Annotated in this window: 16 protein-coding genes and 3 tRNA genes; 11 read left to right on the top strand and 8 right to left on the bottom strand. The window is 63.5% G+C overall.

Features of this window, described 5'->3' with window-relative positions; translation table 11 throughout:
* Positions 1–177 precede the first annotated feature (177 nt).
* From GRX31_RS26360 to GRX31_RS26345, 4 genes are all read left to right on the top strand, one after another.
* Positions 178–597, top strand: a complete 420-nt coding sequence (locus GRX31_RS26360) for a YbaN family protein (protein WP_016451371.1) — start codon at positions 178–180, stop codon at positions 595–597.
* An 86-nt stretch (positions 598–683) separates the two neighbouring features.
* Positions 684–759: transfer RNA gene (locus GRX31_RS26355), tRNA-Asn, on the top strand.
* Positions 760–811: 52 nt separating this feature from the next.
* Positions 812–887 (top strand) — tRNA-Asn (locus tag GRX31_RS26350).
* 45 nt (positions 888–932) lie between these two features.
* A tRNA-Asn gene (locus GRX31_RS26345) sits at positions 933–1,008 on the top strand.
* A 44-nt stretch (positions 1,009–1,052) separates the two neighbouring features.
* Here the strand turns inward: GRX31_RS26345 and GRX31_RS26340 are convergent.
* The gene (locus GRX31_RS26340) at positions 1,053–1,379 is read right to left on the bottom strand and encodes a hypothetical protein (protein WP_016447407.1); all 327 of its coding nucleotides are present in this window, start codon (positions 1,377–1,379) and stop codon (positions 1,053–1,055) included.
* Between the two features lie 237 nt (positions 1,380–1,616).
* Between GRX31_RS26340 and aat the strand changes: the two genes are divergently transcribed.
* From aat to GRX31_RS26325, 3 genes are all read left to right on the top strand, one after another.
* A complete protein-coding gene (aat, locus tag GRX31_RS26335) occupies positions 1,617–2,402 on the top strand; it encodes a leucyl/phenylalanyl-tRNA--protein transferase (RefSeq protein ID WP_160855585.1) in 786 nt (261 codons plus the stop codon).
* Positions 2,399–3,148, top strand: coding sequence for an arginyltransferase (locus GRX31_RS26330; protein WP_016451368.1), 750 nt, complete (start codon positions 2,399–2,401; stop codon positions 3,146–3,148). The genes aat and GRX31_RS26330 overlap by 4 nt, the downstream gene beginning before the upstream one ends.
* A gap of 127 nt (positions 3,149–3,275) precedes the next feature.
* Positions 3,276–4,100, top strand: coding sequence for an IclR family transcriptional regulator (locus tag GRX31_RS26325; RefSeq protein WP_016447410.1), 825 nt, complete (start codon positions 3,276–3,278; stop codon positions 4,098–4,100).
* A gap of 89 nt (positions 4,101–4,189) precedes the next feature.
* Here the strand turns inward: GRX31_RS26325 and GRX31_RS26320 are convergent, their stop codons facing one another.
* The 7 genes from GRX31_RS26320 to GRX31_RS26290 all read right to left on the bottom strand — a co-directional run bounded on the left by GRX31_RS26320 (position 4,190) and on the right by GRX31_RS26290 (position 13,515).
* Positions 4,190–5,287: a serine hydrolase gene (locus GRX31_RS26320; RefSeq protein WP_016447411.1), complete on the bottom strand. Its 1,098-nt coding sequence runs from the start codon at positions 5,285–5,287 to the stop codon at positions 4,190–4,192.
* A gap of 119 nt (positions 5,288–5,406) precedes the next feature.
* Positions 5,407–6,945, bottom strand: coding sequence for a 2-isopropylmalate synthase (locus GRX31_RS26315; protein ID WP_016447412.1), 1,539 nt, complete (start codon positions 6,943–6,945; stop codon positions 5,407–5,409).
* A gap of 98 nt (positions 6,946–7,043) precedes the next feature.
* Positions 7,044–8,729, bottom strand: a complete 1,686-nt coding sequence (leuA, locus tag GRX31_RS26310) for a 2-isopropylmalate synthase (protein WP_043790092.1) — start codon at positions 8,727–8,729, stop codon at positions 7,044–7,046.
* A gap of 226 nt (positions 8,730–8,955) precedes the next feature.
* On the bottom strand, positions 8,956–9,789 hold the full coding sequence (pssA, locus tag GRX31_RS26305) for a CDP-diacylglycerol--serine O-phosphatidyltransferase (protein ID WP_012206663.1): 834 nt from the start codon (positions 9,787–9,789) through the stop codon (positions 8,956–8,958).
* Positions 9,790–9,999: 210 nt separating this feature from the next.
* Entirely contained in the window at positions 10,000–11,016 is a 1,017-nt protein-coding gene (gene ilvC, locus GRX31_RS26300) for a ketol-acid reductoisomerase (RefSeq protein WP_034365514.1), read from the bottom strand.
* A gap of 71 nt (positions 11,017–11,087) precedes the next feature.
* Complete coding sequence (ilvN, locus tag GRX31_RS26295) at positions 11,088–11,579, bottom strand: acetolactate synthase small subunit (protein ID WP_012206665.1); 492 nt, start codon at positions 11,577–11,579, stop codon at positions 11,088–11,090.
* A gap of 154 nt (positions 11,580–11,733) precedes the next feature.
* Positions 11,734–13,515 carry an acetolactate synthase 3 catalytic subunit gene (locus GRX31_RS26290; protein WP_016447415.1) on the bottom strand — a complete coding sequence of 594 codons (1,782 nt, stop codon included), beginning with the start codon at positions 13,513–13,515 and terminating at the stop codon, positions 11,734–11,736.
* A gap of 277 nt (positions 13,516–13,792) precedes the next feature.
* Between GRX31_RS26290 and GRX31_RS26285 the strand changes: the two genes are divergently transcribed.
* Genes GRX31_RS26285 through GRX31_RS26270 form a run of 4 tightly spaced genes read left to right on the top strand, consistent with a single transcriptional unit; the run spans position 13,793 to position 16,257 of the window.
* Positions 13,793–14,365, top strand: coding sequence for an RNA polymerase sigma factor (locus GRX31_RS26285; protein WP_016447416.1), 573 nt, complete (start codon positions 13,793–13,795; stop codon positions 14,363–14,365).
* The gene (locus tag GRX31_RS26280; protein WP_160855583.1) at positions 14,362–14,820 is read left to right on the top strand and encodes a DUF3619 family protein; all 459 of its coding nucleotides are present in this window, start codon (positions 14,362–14,364) and stop codon (positions 14,818–14,820) included. The genes GRX31_RS26285 and GRX31_RS26280 overlap by 4 nt, the downstream gene beginning before the upstream one ends.
* A gap of 20 nt (positions 14,821–14,840) precedes the next feature.
* Positions 14,841–15,692 carry a DUF3106 domain-containing protein gene (locus GRX31_RS26275; protein WP_016451365.1) on the top strand — a complete coding sequence of 284 codons (852 nt, stop codon included), beginning with the start codon at positions 14,841–14,843 and terminating at the stop codon, positions 15,690–15,692.
* 22 nt (positions 15,693–15,714) lie between these two features.
* Positions 15,715–16,257: an RDD family protein gene (locus GRX31_RS26270; protein WP_016447419.1), complete on the top strand. Its 543-nt coding sequence runs from the start codon at positions 15,715–15,717 to the stop codon at positions 16,255–16,257.
* Positions 16,258–16,280 lie beyond the last annotated feature (23 nt).

Below are 16,280 nucleotides of genomic sequence, written 5' to 3'. Positions count from 1 at the left end.
CCCGATCCCCCCCTCTCGCCCCCCTTGGCCGCCATGGCTACACCGCGCTGGCACAATCGCAGCATGCCCAGCACCGCCAGAGAGTCATCCGCCGCGTCCTCAGAGGACCGTGACACAGGCGCGCAGCAAACACCCGCGGCACAGGCCAGGCAGCCGGATGCCACTGCGCAGGCAGGCATGGCGCAGGCGCAGGCCTTCAATGATGATGATCCCCCTCCCCTGCACCGCATGCCGGCCGCGCCGTTGCGCTGGGCGCTGCAGCTGTTTGCCTGCCTGAGCCTGGCGACGGGCATTGCCGGCATCTTCATTCCAGGATTGCCCACCACGGTGTTCGTGCTCATGGCCGGATGGGCCGCGGCGCGCAGCTCGCATCGCATGCACACCTGGCTGTGGCGCCATCGCCTGTTCGGGCCCATGCTGCGCAATTGGGCGCGAGGTGGCTGCGTGAGCCGGCGCGCCAAATGGAGCGCCAGCGCCATGATGAGCCTGTGCGCCGTCCTCCTGCTGTGGACACGCCCGCCCGCCTGGGTACAGGCCGTGGCGCTGACGTCCATGGGCTGCGTGCTGGTGTGGCTGTGGTTCAGGCCAGAGCCCTGAGAATGAAGGCCTGCGGCAGGCCTGCTGAAAAAAATTCCCCGAGTTTTCTGTGACGTGTTTTTTACGTCATATAATCTAGGTCTTGTTCCTCAATAGCTCAGTTGGTAGAGCGCCGGACTGTTAATCCGTAGGTCCCTGGTTCGAGCCCAGGTTGAGGAGCCAAAGAATTTCAAGACCCTGCAATCGCACAGGATCTTTGTCGACAGACACGTATTCCTCAATAGCTCAGTTGGTAGAGCGCCGGACTGTTAATCCGTAGGTCCCTGGTTCGAGCCCAGGTTGAGGAGCCAAATTTCAGCGGCCTTGCAATCGCACAGGGCCCAGCACCAACATATTCCTCAATAGCTCAGTTGGTAGAGCGCCGGACTGTTAATCCGTAGGTCCCTGGTTCGAGCCCAGGTTGAGGAGCCAGATGAAAAGCCCGCATGCCAGCGCATGCGGGCTTTTTTGTTTGCTCAGGCTGCGCGCACCATGCCGACAGTCGGCGTGCTCGGCGCTGCGGCAGGGGCGGCCGACTCCACGGTGACAGGCTTGCCGTGCTTGGCATGTGCGCGACGCGCACCGTGCGCAGCGCGCGCTTGCTCCACACCCTCTTCCCATGCACGCAGCTCTTCCTCCAGCCGCGCAGCCCGCTCCGCATACATGTCCGCAGAGGACTTGTAGTATTCGGCAGCAATGGTGTGCTCCAGCATCGCCATGCGTGCCTCCTGCAGGTAGGCCCGGGTGCGACGGATATAGCGCGGCTCGGCAAGGCTTGCGCCAAAGATTTTGCTGAAAAACATCGCTCATCCTCCTTCGATGTCTTCGCAGCGAAAGCCATGCATCCGCAAGAAGACAAGCCCAGGATAGCCAACCCGGCCTGGCGGCGCTGTCCCCCGGCGGGACAAGGCCGCGTAGGAGGTTCACTTACCCCGGCCAGGCGATGCTCTCGCATCCACGCAACCCTCTTCACCATGGTTTGTGCAAGACTGCGGCTGCAGAGAAGCACGAATCCATTATTTTTCAGTCCGCACCCGATCATGTCCCACCCCCTCCCATGGCTCATTCCCCACCAGGCCTTCCCTCCTGTGGAAACGGCATGGGGCCCCAACGACCCGATTCCGGGCCTGCTGGCCGCAGGCGGCACGCTGGATGCGGCGCACCTGCGCATCGCCTACAGCCAGGGCATTTTTCCCTGGTTCAGCGAAGGCCAGCCCACGCTATGGTGGTCGCCCGATCCACGCATGGTGCTGCAGACATCGCAGTTCCGGCTGCACCGCAGCCTGCGCAAGACATTGCAGCGCTTTCGCTCCACCGCCGGCTGCGAGATCCGCATCGACAGCGCTTTCGAGGCCGTGATGCAGCACTGCGCCCAAACGGTGCGCCGCGATCAGGATGGCACCTGGATCGTGCAGGAAATTCTCGACGCCTATACCGAACTGCACCGCCAGGGTGCAGCCCACAGCGTGGAAACCTGGATCGACGGGCGCCTGGTGGGCGGCCTGTACTGCGTGGCGCTGGGCCGCGCCGTATTCGGCGAGTCCATGTTCGCGCATGCCACAGACGCATCCAAGATCGCACTGTCGGCACTGGTGACGCTGTGCCGGCACCAAGGCGCCGCGCAAATCGATTGCCAGCAGGCCACGCAGCACCTGGCTTCGCTGGGCGCGCGCGAGATGCCCCGCTCCCAGTTCCTGCGCACCGTGGCAGAGCAAAGCCAGCTGCCGCCCATGCACTGGCAATTCGAAAACGTATACTGGAACGAGTTGCTGCCGCCGTCCGGTGACGCCGGCAGCACATCACCGGCTGCCGCCAGCACACCATGACGCACCCGAACGATCTTCCGCTGCAGGCCCTGCAGTTCTACGCCACAGCCGCCTATCCCTGCAGCTACCTGGATGGCCGGCTGGCGCGTTCGCAAGTGGCCACGCCCAGCCACCTGATCCAGAACAGCGCCTATTCGGAGCTGGTCTCCCTGGGGTTTCGCCGCAGCGGAATGTTCACCTACCGGCCGTATTGCGATGGTTGCCGGGCCTGCGTGCCCATGCGCATCCTGGTCCACGATTTCCGCCCGGACCGCAGCCAGCGCCGCGCAGCCGTGCGCCACGCCGATCTCACGGCATCGATCCAGCGCCTGCATTACTCGAACGAGCATTACCAGCTGTACCTGCGCTACCAGCAAAGCCGTCACAGCGGCGGCGGCATGGACCACGACAGCGTGGACCAGTACACGCAGTTCCTGCTGCAAAGCCGCGTCAACTCACGGCTTGTGGAGTTCCGCGCACCGGCGGCCGACGGCGCAGTCGGCAGGCTGAAGATGGTCTCCATCCTCGATGTGCTGGAAGACGGGCTGTCCGCCGTCTACACCTTCTACGAGCCCGATGACCAGGCCAGCTACGGCACGTTCAACGTGCTGTGGCAGATCGATCAGGCACGCTCCATGAGCCTGCCCTATGTCTATCTGGGCTACTGGATCGCCGACAGTCAGAAGATGAATTACAAGGCGCGCTTTCTTCCCCATGAAGTGCGCGTGGACGAGCGCTGGCAGCGCGTGGATCAGCTGCCACGCTGATATGGCGCCACCGCGCCCCTTTCAGCGACATTTCTTATGCACATGGCCGCTGTTTGCAGGCGGCACATATGCCGCCAAGCCATGCCCGCCGCTAGAATGACCGAATCCCGAAATCCCCTTGCGCCTCATGAAAAAAGACGATAACGCGGCCTCGCCCAAGCCCAGCGTCCAGGTCCTGGAACGCATGTTCACGTTGATCGACGTGTTGGCCTCGCGTGAGGAAGCGGTATCGCTCAAGGAGATCAGCGAGCGCACCGGCCTGCACCCCTCCACCACGCACCGCATTCTCAACGACCTGGCCATCGGCCGCTTCGTCGACCGCCCCGAATCCGGCAGCTACCGGCTGGGCATGCGTTTCCTGGAGCTGGGCAACCTGGTCAAGGCCCGCCTGAGCGTGCGGGAAGCAGCCCTGATTCCCATGCGCCAGCTGCACAAGCAGATCCAGCAGCCGGTCAGCCTCAGCGTGCGCCAGGGCGATGAAATCGTCTATGTGGAACGCGCCTACAGCGAGCGCTCGGGCATGCAGGTGGTGCGCGCCATCGGCGGCCATGCGCCGCTGCACCTCACATCCAATGGCAAGCTGTTTCTGGCGGCCGATGATGCGCAGCAGGTGCGCGCCTACGCCACACGCACCGGCCTTCCCGGCAAGACGCACTTCAGCATCACGCGGCTTGCCGACATGGAAAACGAGCTGGACAAGGTACGCCACCATGGCGTCGCCCGCGACAACGAGGAGTTGGAGCTGGGCGTGCGCTGCATGGCCGCCGGCATCTATGACGACCAGGGCAAGCTGGTGGCCGGCCTGTCCATCTCCGCTCCCGCCGACCGGCTGGACGAAAGCTGGTTGTCCAAGCTCCAGGCCACCGCGCAGGAGATCTCGGGCGCCCTGGGCTTCAATGCGGTCCGCCCTGCAGCCCCGCCCCCCAATCCCTACGCGCGCAGCAGCCACTGATCTGCAAGCGGCCATCCGCAAGCAGCAAGACCGGTCATCAAAAACAACAAAGGCGCCCAGGGCGCCTTTGTTGTTGCGGGGGAGGAAACTCAGCCCTTGACCTTGTGGATCATGGAATCGCCGGCCACCTGCCCCATGGATTCCACCCAGTGGCGTACGCGCTCGGCATCGCCCAGGCGGCTGAACTTTCCGGCGGAGTCCAGGAAGACCATGATGATCTTGCGGCCAGCCACCTGCGCCTGCATGACCAGGCAACGACCCGCTTCGGAGATGTAGCCGGTCTTTTGCAGGCCGATATCCCAGGTCGGGCTCAGCACCAGGCGGTTGGTGTTGTTGTACTGCAGCGTGCGGCGGCCCACGGCCACTTCATAGCCGGGCGAAGTGGTGTACTCACGCACCAGCGGATCACTGTGCGCCACATTCACGAGCACGGCCAGATCACGGGCGCTGGACTGGTTGCGGCTGGACAGCCCGGTGGGCTCCACGTAACGGGTATCGGTCATGCCCAGCAGGCGCGCCTTGGCATTCATCTGCTGGACGAAGGCATCCAGGCCACCTGGGAAGGTGCGACCCAGCGCATGGGCAGCACGGTTTTCGCTGGACATCAGGGCCAGGTGCAGCATTTCGGCACGGGTGAGCGTGGTGCCCACGGCCAGGCGCGAACTGCTGCCCTTTTCGGTATCCACATCATCCTGCGTGATGGTGATGGATTCATCCATGGGCAGATGGGCCTGGGAAATCAGCAGACCCGTCATCAGCTTGGTCAGCGAGGCGATGGGCAGCACGGCATGGTCGTTCTTGCTGAGCAGCACTTCGTGGGTGTCCTGGTCCATGACCAGGGCCACGCTGCTCTTGAGATCAAGAGGATCGGCCACTGCATGCAGCCCGGCCATCTGTCCGAACGACAGGCGTGGCTCGTAGGCAACGGCACGAATGGGGCTGGCAGCGCTGCGTGCGGCCACGCGGCTGGGCTGGCGCGCGCTCTTGGCAACGCGCTTGCCCTGGGGAGCCGCCGTGGCGCGCTCCTTCACGGCCTTCTTCTTGACAGGGGCCACGGCCACCTGTTTCTTGGCAACTTTCTTGGCCGGTGCGGCATGCGCGCCCGGGGCAGTGAGAGCACAACTCAGGGCCAGCAACGAGAGAACCTGAGCAAATCGACCGAGGCGGGCACGGCGTAGGGTGGGCATGAGAAATGCTCCAAGCAGCAAGAATTTGTGACTAGACCTTACATTAATCGAAAAAGTCGCACTGTGACAATAACTTGTGCGACTTTTCGATAATTTAAATGAAATTATAAGGCGAGTGCTTACCCCTGCGCAGCCACGACCTCTGCATTGCTGTGTAATTTGTTCAACGCGCTCAGATAGGCCTTGGCCGAGGCCACGACAATGTCCGGGTCCGCGCCCACGCCGTTGACCACGCGCCCGCTGCGCTGCAGGCGAACGGTCACTTCGCCCTGGCTCTCGGTGGAGCCGCTGATGGCGTTGACCGAGTACAGCAGCATCTCGGCACCGCTCTTCACCTCGGACTCGATGGCCTTGAACGAGGCATCGACCGGGCCATTGCCATCGGACTGGGCCTTGATCTCACGGCCATCGCGGCTGAACACCACCGACGCGTGTGGGCGCTCACCTGTTTCGCTTTGCTGGGCCAGCGAGATGAACTGGAAGGGATCGGCCTGCTGATGCGCATCCTGCTCGGTCACCAGGGCCAGGATGTCCTCGTCGAAGATTTCACTCTTGCGGTCGGCCAGTTCCTTGAAGGCCGCAAAGGCAGTGTTGATCGCGGCCTCGCTGTCGAGTTCCACGCCCAGCTCCTGCAGGCGCTGCTTGAAGGCATTGCGGCCGCTGAGCTTGCCCAGCACGATCTTGTTGGCGCTCCAGCCCACATCCTCGGCACGCATGATTTCGTAGGTGTCGCGCGCCTTGAGCACGCCATCCTGATGGATGCCCGAGGCGTGGGCGAAGGCGTTGGCGCCCACGACGGCCTTGTTGGGCTGCACCACGAAGCCCGTGGTCTGGCTGACCATGCGGCTGGCGGCCACGATGTGCTGGGCGTCGATGTTGACGTCAAGGCCGAAGTAGTCCTTGCGCGTCTTGATGGCCATCACCACCTCCTCGAGCGAGCAGTTGCCCGCGCGTTCGCCCAGGCCGTTGATGGTGCACTCGATCTGGCGCGCCCCGCCAAGCTTGACGCCGGCCAGCGAGTTGGCCACGGCCATGCCCAGGTCGTTGTGGCAATGCACGCTCCAGACGGCCTTGTCGCTGTTGGGCACGCGCTCGCGCAGGTTCTTGATGAAGGCGCCGTACAGCTCCGGAATGGCGTAGCCCACGGTGTCGGGCACGTTGATGGTGGTCGCACCTTCGGCAATCACCGTCTCGATGACGCGGCACAGAAAGTCCGGGTCGCTGCGGTAGCCGTCTTCGGGGCTGAACTCGATGTCGGCGATCAGGTTGCGCGCAAATCGCACCGACTGGCGCGCCTGCTCCAGCACCTGCTCGGGCGTCATGCGCAGCTTTTTCTCCATGTGCAGCGCACTGGTGGCGATGAAGGTGTGGATGCGCGCGCGGCTGGCGTCCTTCAGAGCCTCGGCCGCACGGGCGATGTCGCGGTCATTGGCACGGGCCAGCGAGCAGATGGTGGAGTCCTTGATGGCGCGCGCAATGGCCTGCACCGACTCGAAGTCGCCATTGGAACTCGCCGCAAAACCGGCCTCGATCACATCGACCTTCAGCCGCTCGAGCTGGCGCGCAATGCGCAGCTTTTCGTCGCGGGTCATGGAGGCACCGGGCGACTGCTCGCCGTCACGCAAGGTGGTGTCGAAAATGATCAATTGGTCGGTCATGGGAGTCTCGTCTTTCTTGTGGATGCGAATCTCCTGCCCACGGGCAGGTGATGAAAAAAGCCGGTGCGCTTGTGGCTGCACCGGCTAGGCAATGGAATTTAAGCGGCAACCGCCTCCTGCACCGTCACCTTCTCGGCAGAGGGCACGCGCTGCAAGCCCGACATGATGGCCCGGAACGAAGCGGAGACGATATTCGCATCAACCCCGACGCCGTAGCACACGTGCAACTCGTCCACGCGCAGTTCCACGTAGGCAATGGCCTTGGCATTGGCACCCTCGCCGATGGCATGCTCGTTGTAGTCCAGCACGCGCACGGCCCGGCCGCTGTGCTCGCTCAGCGCCTGCACGAAGGCATCGATGGGCCCCGTGCCTTGCGCCTCGACCGTGCGCTTGCCGCCGTCAACGGACAGATCGGCCGACAGGCTGACCACGCCGTCGTTCTCGCTGAGGCGGTAATGCGGGGCCTGCACGGATTGCAGGCCGTACTCGCGCTGGAACAGCGCCCACAGGTCGGCCGCGGCCAGCTCCTTGCCGCTGGCGTCCATCTCGCGCTGCACCACCTGGCTGAACTCGATCTGCAGGCGGCGCGGCAACTGGAGGCCATACTCGCTTTCAAGCAGATAGGCGATGCCGCCCTTGCCGGACTGGCTGTTGACGCGGATCACGGCCTCGTAGCTGCGGCCCAGGTCCTTGGGGTCGATGGGCAGATAGGGCATGTCCCAGATGTCGCCGTCCTTGCGATCGGCGAAGGCCTTCTTGATGGCATCCTGGTGCGAGCCCGAGAACGAGGTGTAGACCAGATCGCCCACATAGGGATGGCGCGGATGCACGGGCAGCTGGTTGCAATGCTCGACCGTGCTGCGGATGCCGTCGATATCGGAGAAATCCAGGCCAGGCGACACGCCCTGGATGTACATGTTCAACGCCACGTTGACCACATCGAGGTTGCCCGTGCGCTCGCCATTGCCGAACAGGCAGCCTTCAAGGCGGTCCGCACCGGCCATCAACGCCAGCTCGGCCGTGGCCGTGCCCGTGCCGCGGTCATTGTGCGGATGCACGGACAGCACGATGGAGTCGCGGCGCTGGATGTGGCGATGCGTCCACTCCACCATGTCGGCGAAGATGTTGGGCGTGGAGTGCTCCACGGTGGTGGGCAGGTTGATGATGCACTTGCGCTCGGGCGTGGGCTGCCATACATCGGTGACGGCATCGATGACGCGCTTGGAAAACTCCAGCTCGGTGTCCGAATACATCTCGGGCGAGTACTGGAAGGTCCACTGCGTCTGGGGATAGCCGGCAGCGATCTCGTTGAACATGCGGGCATTGGTGGTGGCCAGCTCGACGATCTCGTCCTCGCTCATGTTCAATACCACGCGGCGCATCACGGGCGCGGTGGCGTTGTAGAGGTGGACGATGGCCCGGGGCACGCCTTCGAGCGCCTCGAAGGTACGGCGGATGAGGTGCTCACGAGCCTGGGTCAGCACCTGGACGGTCACGTCATCGGGAATGCGGTTTTCCTCGATGAGCTTGCGCATGAAGTCGAACTCGACCTGGGACGCGGAAGGAAAGCCGACCTCGATTTCCTTGAAGCCGATCTTCACCAGCTGCTCGAACATGCGCATCTTGCGATCGATGTCCATGGGCTCGATCAGCGCCTGGTTGCCATCGCGCAGGTCCACGCTGCACCAGACCGGGGCCTGGGTGATCACCGCATCGGGCCAGCGGCGGTCTTGCAGGCGGACCGGAGCGAACGGACGGTACTTGGTCGAAGGGTTTTGCAACATGGCTGAAGTGCTTTCTATCGTCTAGGTAAAAACAAGACCCACCTGCTCCAGCGACCCCACAAACGCAAAACGGCCCGTCGCTGGTGCAAACGGGCCGTGAAAGTAGGAATGTACGCGCGCGCTACTGTCTCTGCCCGTGGGACATCAGTAGTAGAGCTAGCGACAGGTATTGCATGCGGGTCACTTTAGCACAGGTTCTCAGGCGCTGTGAAGATGCTGCGGCGCATCATTTGTGCAGGCCGCGCTCTTCAGGCTCATCGGTCGAGGTGCTGATGACGCTGGTGCGCTGGCCCTTGGCCTTGCGCCATGCATAGACGCCGTAGCCCGAGAAACCGTAGAGCAGGAACACGCCGAACAGCACGATGGGCGGATGGATATTGATGATGGCGATGCCCAGGGCGATCAGTACGATGGCCGCAAAGGGCACGCTCTTCTTGAAATGCACGTCCTTGAAGCTGTAGAAAGGCACGTTGGTGACCATGGTCAGGCCCGCGTACAGCGTCAGGAAGAACATGATCCAGGTGATCTGCGTCCAGCTCAGCCAGGCATCCTGGCCGCGCAGCAGGCCCGCCTCGTCCAGCAGCCAGATGAAGCCCGTGACCAGCGCCGCCGCCGCAGGCGAAGGCAGGCCCTGGAACCAGCGCTTGTCCACCGTGCCGGTATTCACGTTGAAACGCGCCAGCCGCAGGGCGGCGCAGGCGCAATAGACAAAGGCGGCAATCCAGCCCCAGCGACCAATGCCCTTAAGCGCCCACTCATAGGCGATCAAGGCGGGAGCGGCCCCGAAGGACACCATGTCCGACAGCGAGTCCATCTGTTCGCCAAAGGCGCTTTGCGTATTGGTCATGCGTGCCACGCGGCCGTCAAGACTGTCCAGCACCATGGCGCAGAACACGCCTGCGGCAGCCAGTTCAAAGCGGCCATTCATGGCCATCACGATGGCGTAGAAGCCACCGAACAGCGCAGCCAGCGTGAACAGGTTGGGCAGGATGTAGATACCCTTGCGGCGCTTGCGCACCACCACGCCTTCGATTTCGTTGGACTCATTGTGGTTTTGCATCAATCCGGCCTCCAGCACAGCGCACGCAAGCGTGAGCAGCTATTAAAACGATAGTATTCTAAGGGAGCGGACAGTGCCGCCCCGAAAGGGTCAGTGTACCTGCGCACCGCCCCCCTTCTCTGCACGAAAAAGGCCACCCGTCGGGGTGGCCTTGTCCTGCACCTTGCGTAGGCCGCATGCGCGACCCATGCAAGATGGAATGCAGCAATCTCAGTTGCGGCTCTGGTCAACCAGCTTGTTCTTGGAGATCCAGGGCATCATGGCGCGCAGCTGGCCGCCCACCTTTTCGATGGCGTGTTCGGCGTTCATGCGGCGGCGGGCCGTCATGCTCGGGTAGTTAGTGCGGCCTTCCTGGATGAACATCTTGGCGTATTCGCCGGTCTGGATGCGCTTGAGGGCAGCACGCATGGCTTCGCGCGACTTGTCGTTGATGACTTCTGTACCCGTCACGTACTCGCCGTATTCGGCGTTGTTCGAGATCGAGTAGTTCATGTTGGCGATGCCGCCTTCGTACATCAGGTCCACGATGAGCTTGAGCTCATGCAGGCACTCGAAGTAGGCCATTTCGGGAGCGTAGCCGGCTTCGGTCAGGGTCTCGAAGCCCATCTTCACCAGTTCCACCGCGCCGCCGCACAGAACGGCCTGCTCGCCGAACAGGTCGGTCTCGGTTTCTTCCTTGAAGTTGGTTTCGATGATGCCGCCCTTGCCGCCACCGTTGGCCATGGCATAGGACAGGGCCAGGTCACGGGCCTTGCCGGACTTGTCCTGGTATACGGCGATCAGCGAAGGCACGCCGCCGCCCTTGAGGTATTCGGAGCGCACGGTGTGGCCAGGGCCCTTGGGGGCGACCATGATCACGTCCAGATCGGCGCGCGGCACAACCTGGTTGTAGTGGATGTTGAAGCCGTGGGCAAAGGCCAGCGTGGCGCCTTGCTTGATGTTGGGGGCCACGTTGTTGTTGTAGACCTCGGGGATGTTCTCATCCGGCAGCAGGATCATGACCAGATCGGCGGCCTTCACGGCGTCGTCGACTTCAGCGACGGTCAGGCCAGCCTTGGCGACCTTGTCCCAGGAAGCGCCGCCCTTGCGCAGGCCGACCACGACCTTCACGCCGCTTTCGTTCAGGTTTTGAGCGTGTGCGTGGCCCTGGCTGCCGTAGCCGATGATGGCAACGGTCTTGCCCTTGATCAGGCTCAGGTCACAGTCCTTGTCGTAGAAAACTTTCATGTTGGCTCCAGGCTTCGTGTGTGTAGGGGTTGAAAGGGGAAGGGGACAGGTTTCAGGTGCGTTGCAGCGCATCAAACGCGCAGAATGCGTTCGCCGCGGCCGATGCCGCAGGAGCCGGTACGCACGGTTTCCAGAATGGCTGTGCGGTCCAGCGCCTGCAGGAAGGCGTCGTTCTTGGATTGGTCGCCGGTCAGCTCGACCGTGTAGCTCTTTTCGGTCACGTCGATGATGCGGCCGCGGAAGATGTCGGCCATGCGCTTCATCTCCTCGCGTTCCTTGCCCACGGCGCGGACCTTGACCATCATGAGCTCGCGCTCGGTATAGGAGCCTTCCGTCAGGTCCACGACCTTGACGACCTCGATCAGGCGGTTCAGGTGCTTGGTGATCTGCTCGATCACGTCTTCGGAGCCATTCGTCTGAATGGTCATGCGCGACAGCGATGCGTCTTCCGTGGGAGCCACGGTCAGCGATTCGATGTTGTAGCCGCGGGCCGAGAACAGGCCCACCACGCGCGACAAGGCTCCCGGCTCGTTTTCGAGCAGCACGGCAATGATGTGTTTCATGAAAGAAAGATTCCTCTTTTCGCTGCCCTCCCCCGGCGCCGGTAAACGTCGGGCTTGGCAGGCAATAGATTCGTCAAGGGGTTGCCGCCTTGAGGGCGGCTACTGAAGAAGATGCGGCAGGAACAGGCCCTGGCGAACCCGGCCAAGGGCTCGCTCAGAGGTCGTCAGCTCCCAGCAGCATCTCGGTGATCCCACGGCCAGCCTGCACCATGGGGAACACATTCTCGGTGGGATCGGTGCGGAAGTCCATGAACACCGTCCGATCCTTGAGCTTGCGGGCCTCGCGCAGGGCGGGCTCCACGTCCTCGGGGCGCTCGATCAGCATGCCCACGTGGCCATAGGCCTCGGCCAGCTTCACGAAGTTGGGCAGCGAGTCCATGTAGCTGCTGCTGTAGCGGCCCGAGTACTCGATCTCCTGCCACTGGCGCACCATGCCCAGGTAGCGGTTGTTCAGCGACACCACCTTGACCGGCGTGTTGTACTGCAGGCAGGTGGCCAGCTCCTGGATGTTCATCTGGATGGAGCCTTCGCCCGTGATGCAGAACACCTCGGATTCAGGCTTGGCCAGCTTGATGCCCATGGCGTAGGGCAGGCCCACACCCATGGTGCCCAAGCCGCCGGAGTTGATCCAGCGGCGCGGCTCGTCAAAGCGGTAGTACTGCGCGGCCCACATCTGGTGCTGGCCCACGTCGGACGTGATGTAGGCATCGGCGTCGCGGGTCATGTTCCACAGCGTCTCCACCACGTACTGGGGCTTGATGACCGAGCCGTCGCCACGGCTGTACTGCAGGCAGTCGCGGCTGCGCCAGCCTTCGATGGTCTCCCACCACTGGCCCAGGGCCGCAGCGTCGGGACGGGCGCTGGCCTCGCGGATCATGGAGATCAGCTCGGTCAGCACTTCCTTGACGTCGCCGACGATGGGCACGTCCACCTTCACGCGCTTGGAGATGGAGGAGGGATCGATGTCGATATGGATGATCTTGCGCTCCACCGACATGAAATGCTTGGGGTTGCCGATCACCCGGTCGTCGAAGCGCGCACCCACGGCCAGCAGCACATCGCAGTTCTGCATGGCGTTGTTGGCTTCGATGGTGCCGTGCATGCCCAGCATGCCCAGGAACTTGCGGTCGCTGGCCGGATAGGCACCCAGGCCCAGCAGCGTATGCGTGACCGGGTAGCCCAGCATGTCCACCAGGGTGCGCAGCTCGTTGCAGGCATTGCCCAGCAGCACGCCGCCACCCGTGTAGATATAGGGACGCTTGGCAGCCAGCAGCAACTGCAGCGCCTTGCGGATCTGGCCGGCATGGCCCTTGCGCACCGGGTTGTAGGAGCGCATCTCCACCTTTTCGGGGTAACCGGTGTAGAGAGCCTTCTTGAAGGACACATCCTTGGGGATGTCCACCACCACGGGGCCGGGGCGGCCGGTGCGCGCGATGTGGAAGGCCTTCTTCATGGTGTCCGCCAGCTCGCGCACATCCTTGACCAGGAAGTTGTGCTTGACGATGGGGCGGGTAATGCCGACGGTGTCGCACTCCTGGAATGCATCGGTGCCGATGTAGGCCGTCGAGGTCTGGCCGCTGATCACGACCAGGGGAATGGAATCGGTGTAGGCGGTGGCAATGCCGGTGACGGCGTTGGTCAGGCCGGGACCCGAGGTCACCAGTGCCACGCCGACTTCACCCGTGGCACGGGCAAAACCGTCTGCCGCATGCACAGCCGCCTGCTCGTGGCGCACCAGCACATGCTGAATGGTGTCTTGCTTGTAGAGGGCGTCGTAGATGTACAGGACCGCACCGCCCGGATAGCCCCAAAGCTGCTTGACGCCTTCGGCCTGCAGGGACTTGACGAGGATCTCGGAGCCCATGAGCTCCTGGGATGCATGGGACTGCGACGCCGCTGCTGCCGCGCTGGAGTACTCGGCTTTGGAAATTTCCATGATCAACCTTTGTGAATTTCTCTAACGAAAAACCTTGGGTGCCCCTTGCCTGAAGCCCTTGTGAGGCCGGTGCGGGACTTAGGACCAACAGACATGGGCGAGTGAGTAAACGCCGGACCGTGACCCGTTTGCCTTTTTGAATTGCAGCAGACATTATCGCACTGCAACAAGCCTGTGCGCCATCGTGCGAAAAAAATTGACACTGCGGTGCGATAATCGGGTCCCGCGTCCGTTCAGCCCCCCCTCAACGAGCCCCTCATCCGGGCCTGCGTTCCTTTTGGCAACCGAGCAAGAACTATCCGACTTCCTCAAAAGCGTAGAAAAGCGTGCCTTCAAGCGCAGCTTTTTCCACGTCCGGGACGAGGAGGCGGCGCTGGACATCGTGCAGGACAGCATGCTCAAGCTGGCGCAGCACTATGGCGACAAGCCCATCACCGAGCTGCCCATGCTCTTCCAGCGCATCCTGTCCAACAGCACACTGGACTGGTTTCGCAGGCAAAAGACGCAGAACGCCCTCTTCACCCGCATGAGCGATCTGGAGGCCTCGGCCGGCGACGATGCGGACTTCGACTGGCTCGAGACCTACGCCGACTCCGCACAGAACGGCGAAACCGCCCGCAGCGCCGAGGATCTGACCGAGCGGGCGCAGATTTTGCAAAGCATTGAAAAAGAGATACAGGAGCTGCCGGCGCGTCAACGCGAAGCATTCCTGATGCGTTATTGGGAAGAGATGGACGTTGCGGAGACCGCTGCCGCGATGGGGTGTTCCGAAGGAAGTGTAAAAACACATTGTTTCCGCGCCATCCAGACATTGAGCAAGGCACTGAAGGCCAAAGGAATCGAGCTATGAAGACTGCGCCCACTCTCACTCTCCACAGCGAAATGGCGGCCGACCGCATCGCACGCCGGATCACCGCGCGCCTGGGTGACGGCGAGGCGTTGCTGCCATACGACATCACCGAACGGCTGCGCGCTGGGCGCGAGCGCGCCCTGTCCGTTCGCCGGCGCGAACTGCGCGCTGCGCCCTTGCAGGTTGCCAGCGCAACCCAGGCTCAGGGTGGCACCATGACGCTGGGCTCTGGCGACGAAGGCGGCACCTGGTGGCGCGCGCTGATCTCGGCCGTGCCGGTGCTGGCCCTCATCATTGGCCTGGTGGTCGTCAACGTGCAGACCGATCAGATTGGCCTGACCGAGGTTGCCGAGGTCGATACGGCCCTGCTGACCGATGACCTGCCCCCTGCCGCCTATGCCGACCCCGGTTTCATCCAGTACCTGAAGACTTCGGCCACCAACACGGAACGCTGATACCCGCCTTGCCTGCCTGCATGCCCACTGATTCACGCGCCGCGTTCCACCGATCACCCGCCGCCATCCTGGCGGCGGTGCTGTTGATGGCGCTGGCCTGGACCGGCTGGCGCGTCGTGCAACAGGTGCGGCTGGCGCCCAGCACGGTGTCGCCGGCCACCATTGCGGCCTCCAAGACCCTGCATGGCGACGCAGCCACGCGCCAGCGCGCCACAGCCCTGGCCTCAGGCCCACGCTGGGCCGAGCTGACGCCTGCGCAAAGCAGGGTGCTCGAGCCCCTTTCCGAGCGCTGGTCCATGATGGACGCGCTGCAAAAGCGCCGCTGGATGGCATTGGCCGAAGGCTGGGACAAGCTCAGCGAAAAGGAGCAGGAAAAGCTGCGCGACCGCATGCAGACCTGGTCCAGCCTCAGCGCCCAGCAGCGCAGCCAGGCCCGCCTGAATTTCGCCCTGACCAACCGCCTTGCCACGGACAAGCGAGCCCAGTGGGAGGCCTACCAGGCGCTCAGCGACGAAGAAAAACGCCTTCTGGCTGCACGCGCCGCGCCCAAGGTCAAGGGCGCCGCCAACGCCATACAGCCCGTGGCGCCCAAGCGTCTGGCGCGGATTCCTGCGGCCTCGGTGGCACCGGCCACCATTCCGAATCCCCCCAAGATTCCACCAGCCACCATCTACAATCCGCCGCCTCCGGTTCCACCGGTCGCGCCGCCTTCGGCCGTGGAAACCCATCCCGTGCGCCCGCCTGCGCTGGTGGAGACAGCCCCGGTGGAAGTGCCTTCGGCCACACCCATGCCCTTGCCGCCCATGGAACTGCATGACGGCGCCGAGGCCACCCCACAGCCCTCGCACGGCGAAGCAGCCCCTTCGCATTGATGCAGCGCCCCGACACGCCCGCATGACGAACGCCACCTCCCCCGCCTCCACGGCAGCCGGCTCCGCCGCCGATCCACGGATGGCCCCGCGCCTGGCCCGGCGCATGGCCTGCTGGCTATATGAGGGCATGCTGCTGTTCGGCGTGGTCTTCATCGCCGGATATCTGTTTGGCACCTTGTCTCAGACGCGCAACGCCATGGACAACCGCCATGCGCTGCAGGCCTTCATGTTCGTGGTGCTGGGCATCTATTTCGTCTGGTTCTGGTCCAAGGGGCAGACATTGGCCATGAAGACCTGGCACATCCGCCTGGTGGATGCTGCAGGCCAGCCCGTCAGCCAGCTGCGCGCACTGCGGCGCTATGTGCTGAGCTGGATCTGGCTGCTGCCACCGCTGGCGGCCTACTCCACCGGCGTGCCGGCCTTGACCACCTTGGTGCTGCTGGTGCTGTGGGTGGCACTCTGGGCCCTGCTCAGTCGCCTTCATCCGCGCCGCCAGTTCTGGCATGACGCCTGGGCCGGCACACAGCTGATCCACCAGGCCCCGCCGCCCAGGAAAAAACGCTGAGCGGCAAAGGCAGCATCGCATCT

Source organism: Delftia sp. CH05 (genome assembly GCF_009827015.1).
In the GTDB taxonomy this organism is placed as follows: domain Bacteria; phylum Pseudomonadota; class Gammaproteobacteria; order Burkholderiales; family Burkholderiaceae_C; genus Comamonas; species Comamonas tsuruhatensis.
This window is presented reverse-complemented; position numbering and strand designations above follow the sequence as displayed.

Excerpts from the sequence above, each read along its gene's own strand:
- GRX31_RS26270 (WP_016447419.1), top strand. The coding sequence starts at position 15,715 with ATGACGAACGCCACCTCCCCCGCCTCCACGGCAGCCGGCTCCGCCGCC.
- GRX31_RS26290 (WP_016447415.1), bottom strand. The coding sequence starts at position 13,515 with ATGGAAATTTCCAAAGCCGAGTACTCCAGCGCGGCAGCAGCGGCGTCG.
- GRX31_RS26320 (WP_016447411.1), bottom strand. The coding sequence starts at position 5,287 with ATGCCCACCCTACGCCGTGCCCGCCTCGGTCGATTTGCTCAGGTTCTC.
- GRX31_RS26280 (WP_160855583.1), top strand. The coding sequence starts at position 14,362 with ATGAAGACTGCGCCCACTCTCACTCTCCACAGCGAAATGGCGGCCGAC.
- aat (WP_160855585.1), top strand. The coding sequence starts at position 1,617 with ATGTCCCACCCCCTCCCATGGCTCATTCCCCACCAGGCCTTCCCTCCT.
- leuA (WP_043790092.1), bottom strand. The coding sequence starts at position 8,729 with ATGTTGCAAAACCCTTCGACCAAGTACCGTCCGTTCGCTCCGGTCCGC.
- pssA (WP_012206663.1), bottom strand. The coding sequence starts at position 9,789 with ATGCAAAACCACAATGAGTCCAACGAAATCGAAGGCGTGGTGGTGCGC.
- GRX31_RS26360 (WP_016451371.1), top strand. The coding sequence starts at position 178 with ATGGCGCAGGCGCAGGCCTTCAATGATGATGATCCCCCTCCCCTGCAC.
- GRX31_RS26330 (WP_016451368.1), top strand. The coding sequence starts at position 2,399 with ATGACGCACCCGAACGATCTTCCGCTGCAGGCCCTGCAGTTCTACGCC.
- GRX31_RS26315 (WP_016447412.1), bottom strand. The coding sequence starts at position 6,945 with ATGACCGACCAATTGATCATTTTCGACACCACCTTGCGTGACGGCGAG.
- ilvC (WP_034365514.1), bottom strand. The coding sequence starts at position 11,016 with ATGAAAGTTTTCTACGACAAGGACTGTGACCTGAGCCTGATCAAGGGC.
- ilvN (WP_012206665.1), bottom strand. The coding sequence starts at position 11,579 with ATGAAACACATCATTGCCGTGCTGCTCGAAAACGAGCCGGGAGCCTTG.
- GRX31_RS26325 (WP_016447410.1), top strand. The coding sequence starts at position 3,276 with ATGAAAAAAGACGATAACGCGGCCTCGCCCAAGCCCAGCGTCCAGGTC.
- GRX31_RS26340 (WP_016447407.1), bottom strand. The coding sequence starts at position 1,379 with ATGTTTTTCAGCAAAATCTTTGGCGCAAGCCTTGCCGAGCCGCGCTAT.
- GRX31_RS26275 (WP_016451365.1), top strand. The coding sequence starts at position 14,841 with ATGCCCACTGATTCACGCGCCGCGTTCCACCGATCACCCGCCGCCATC.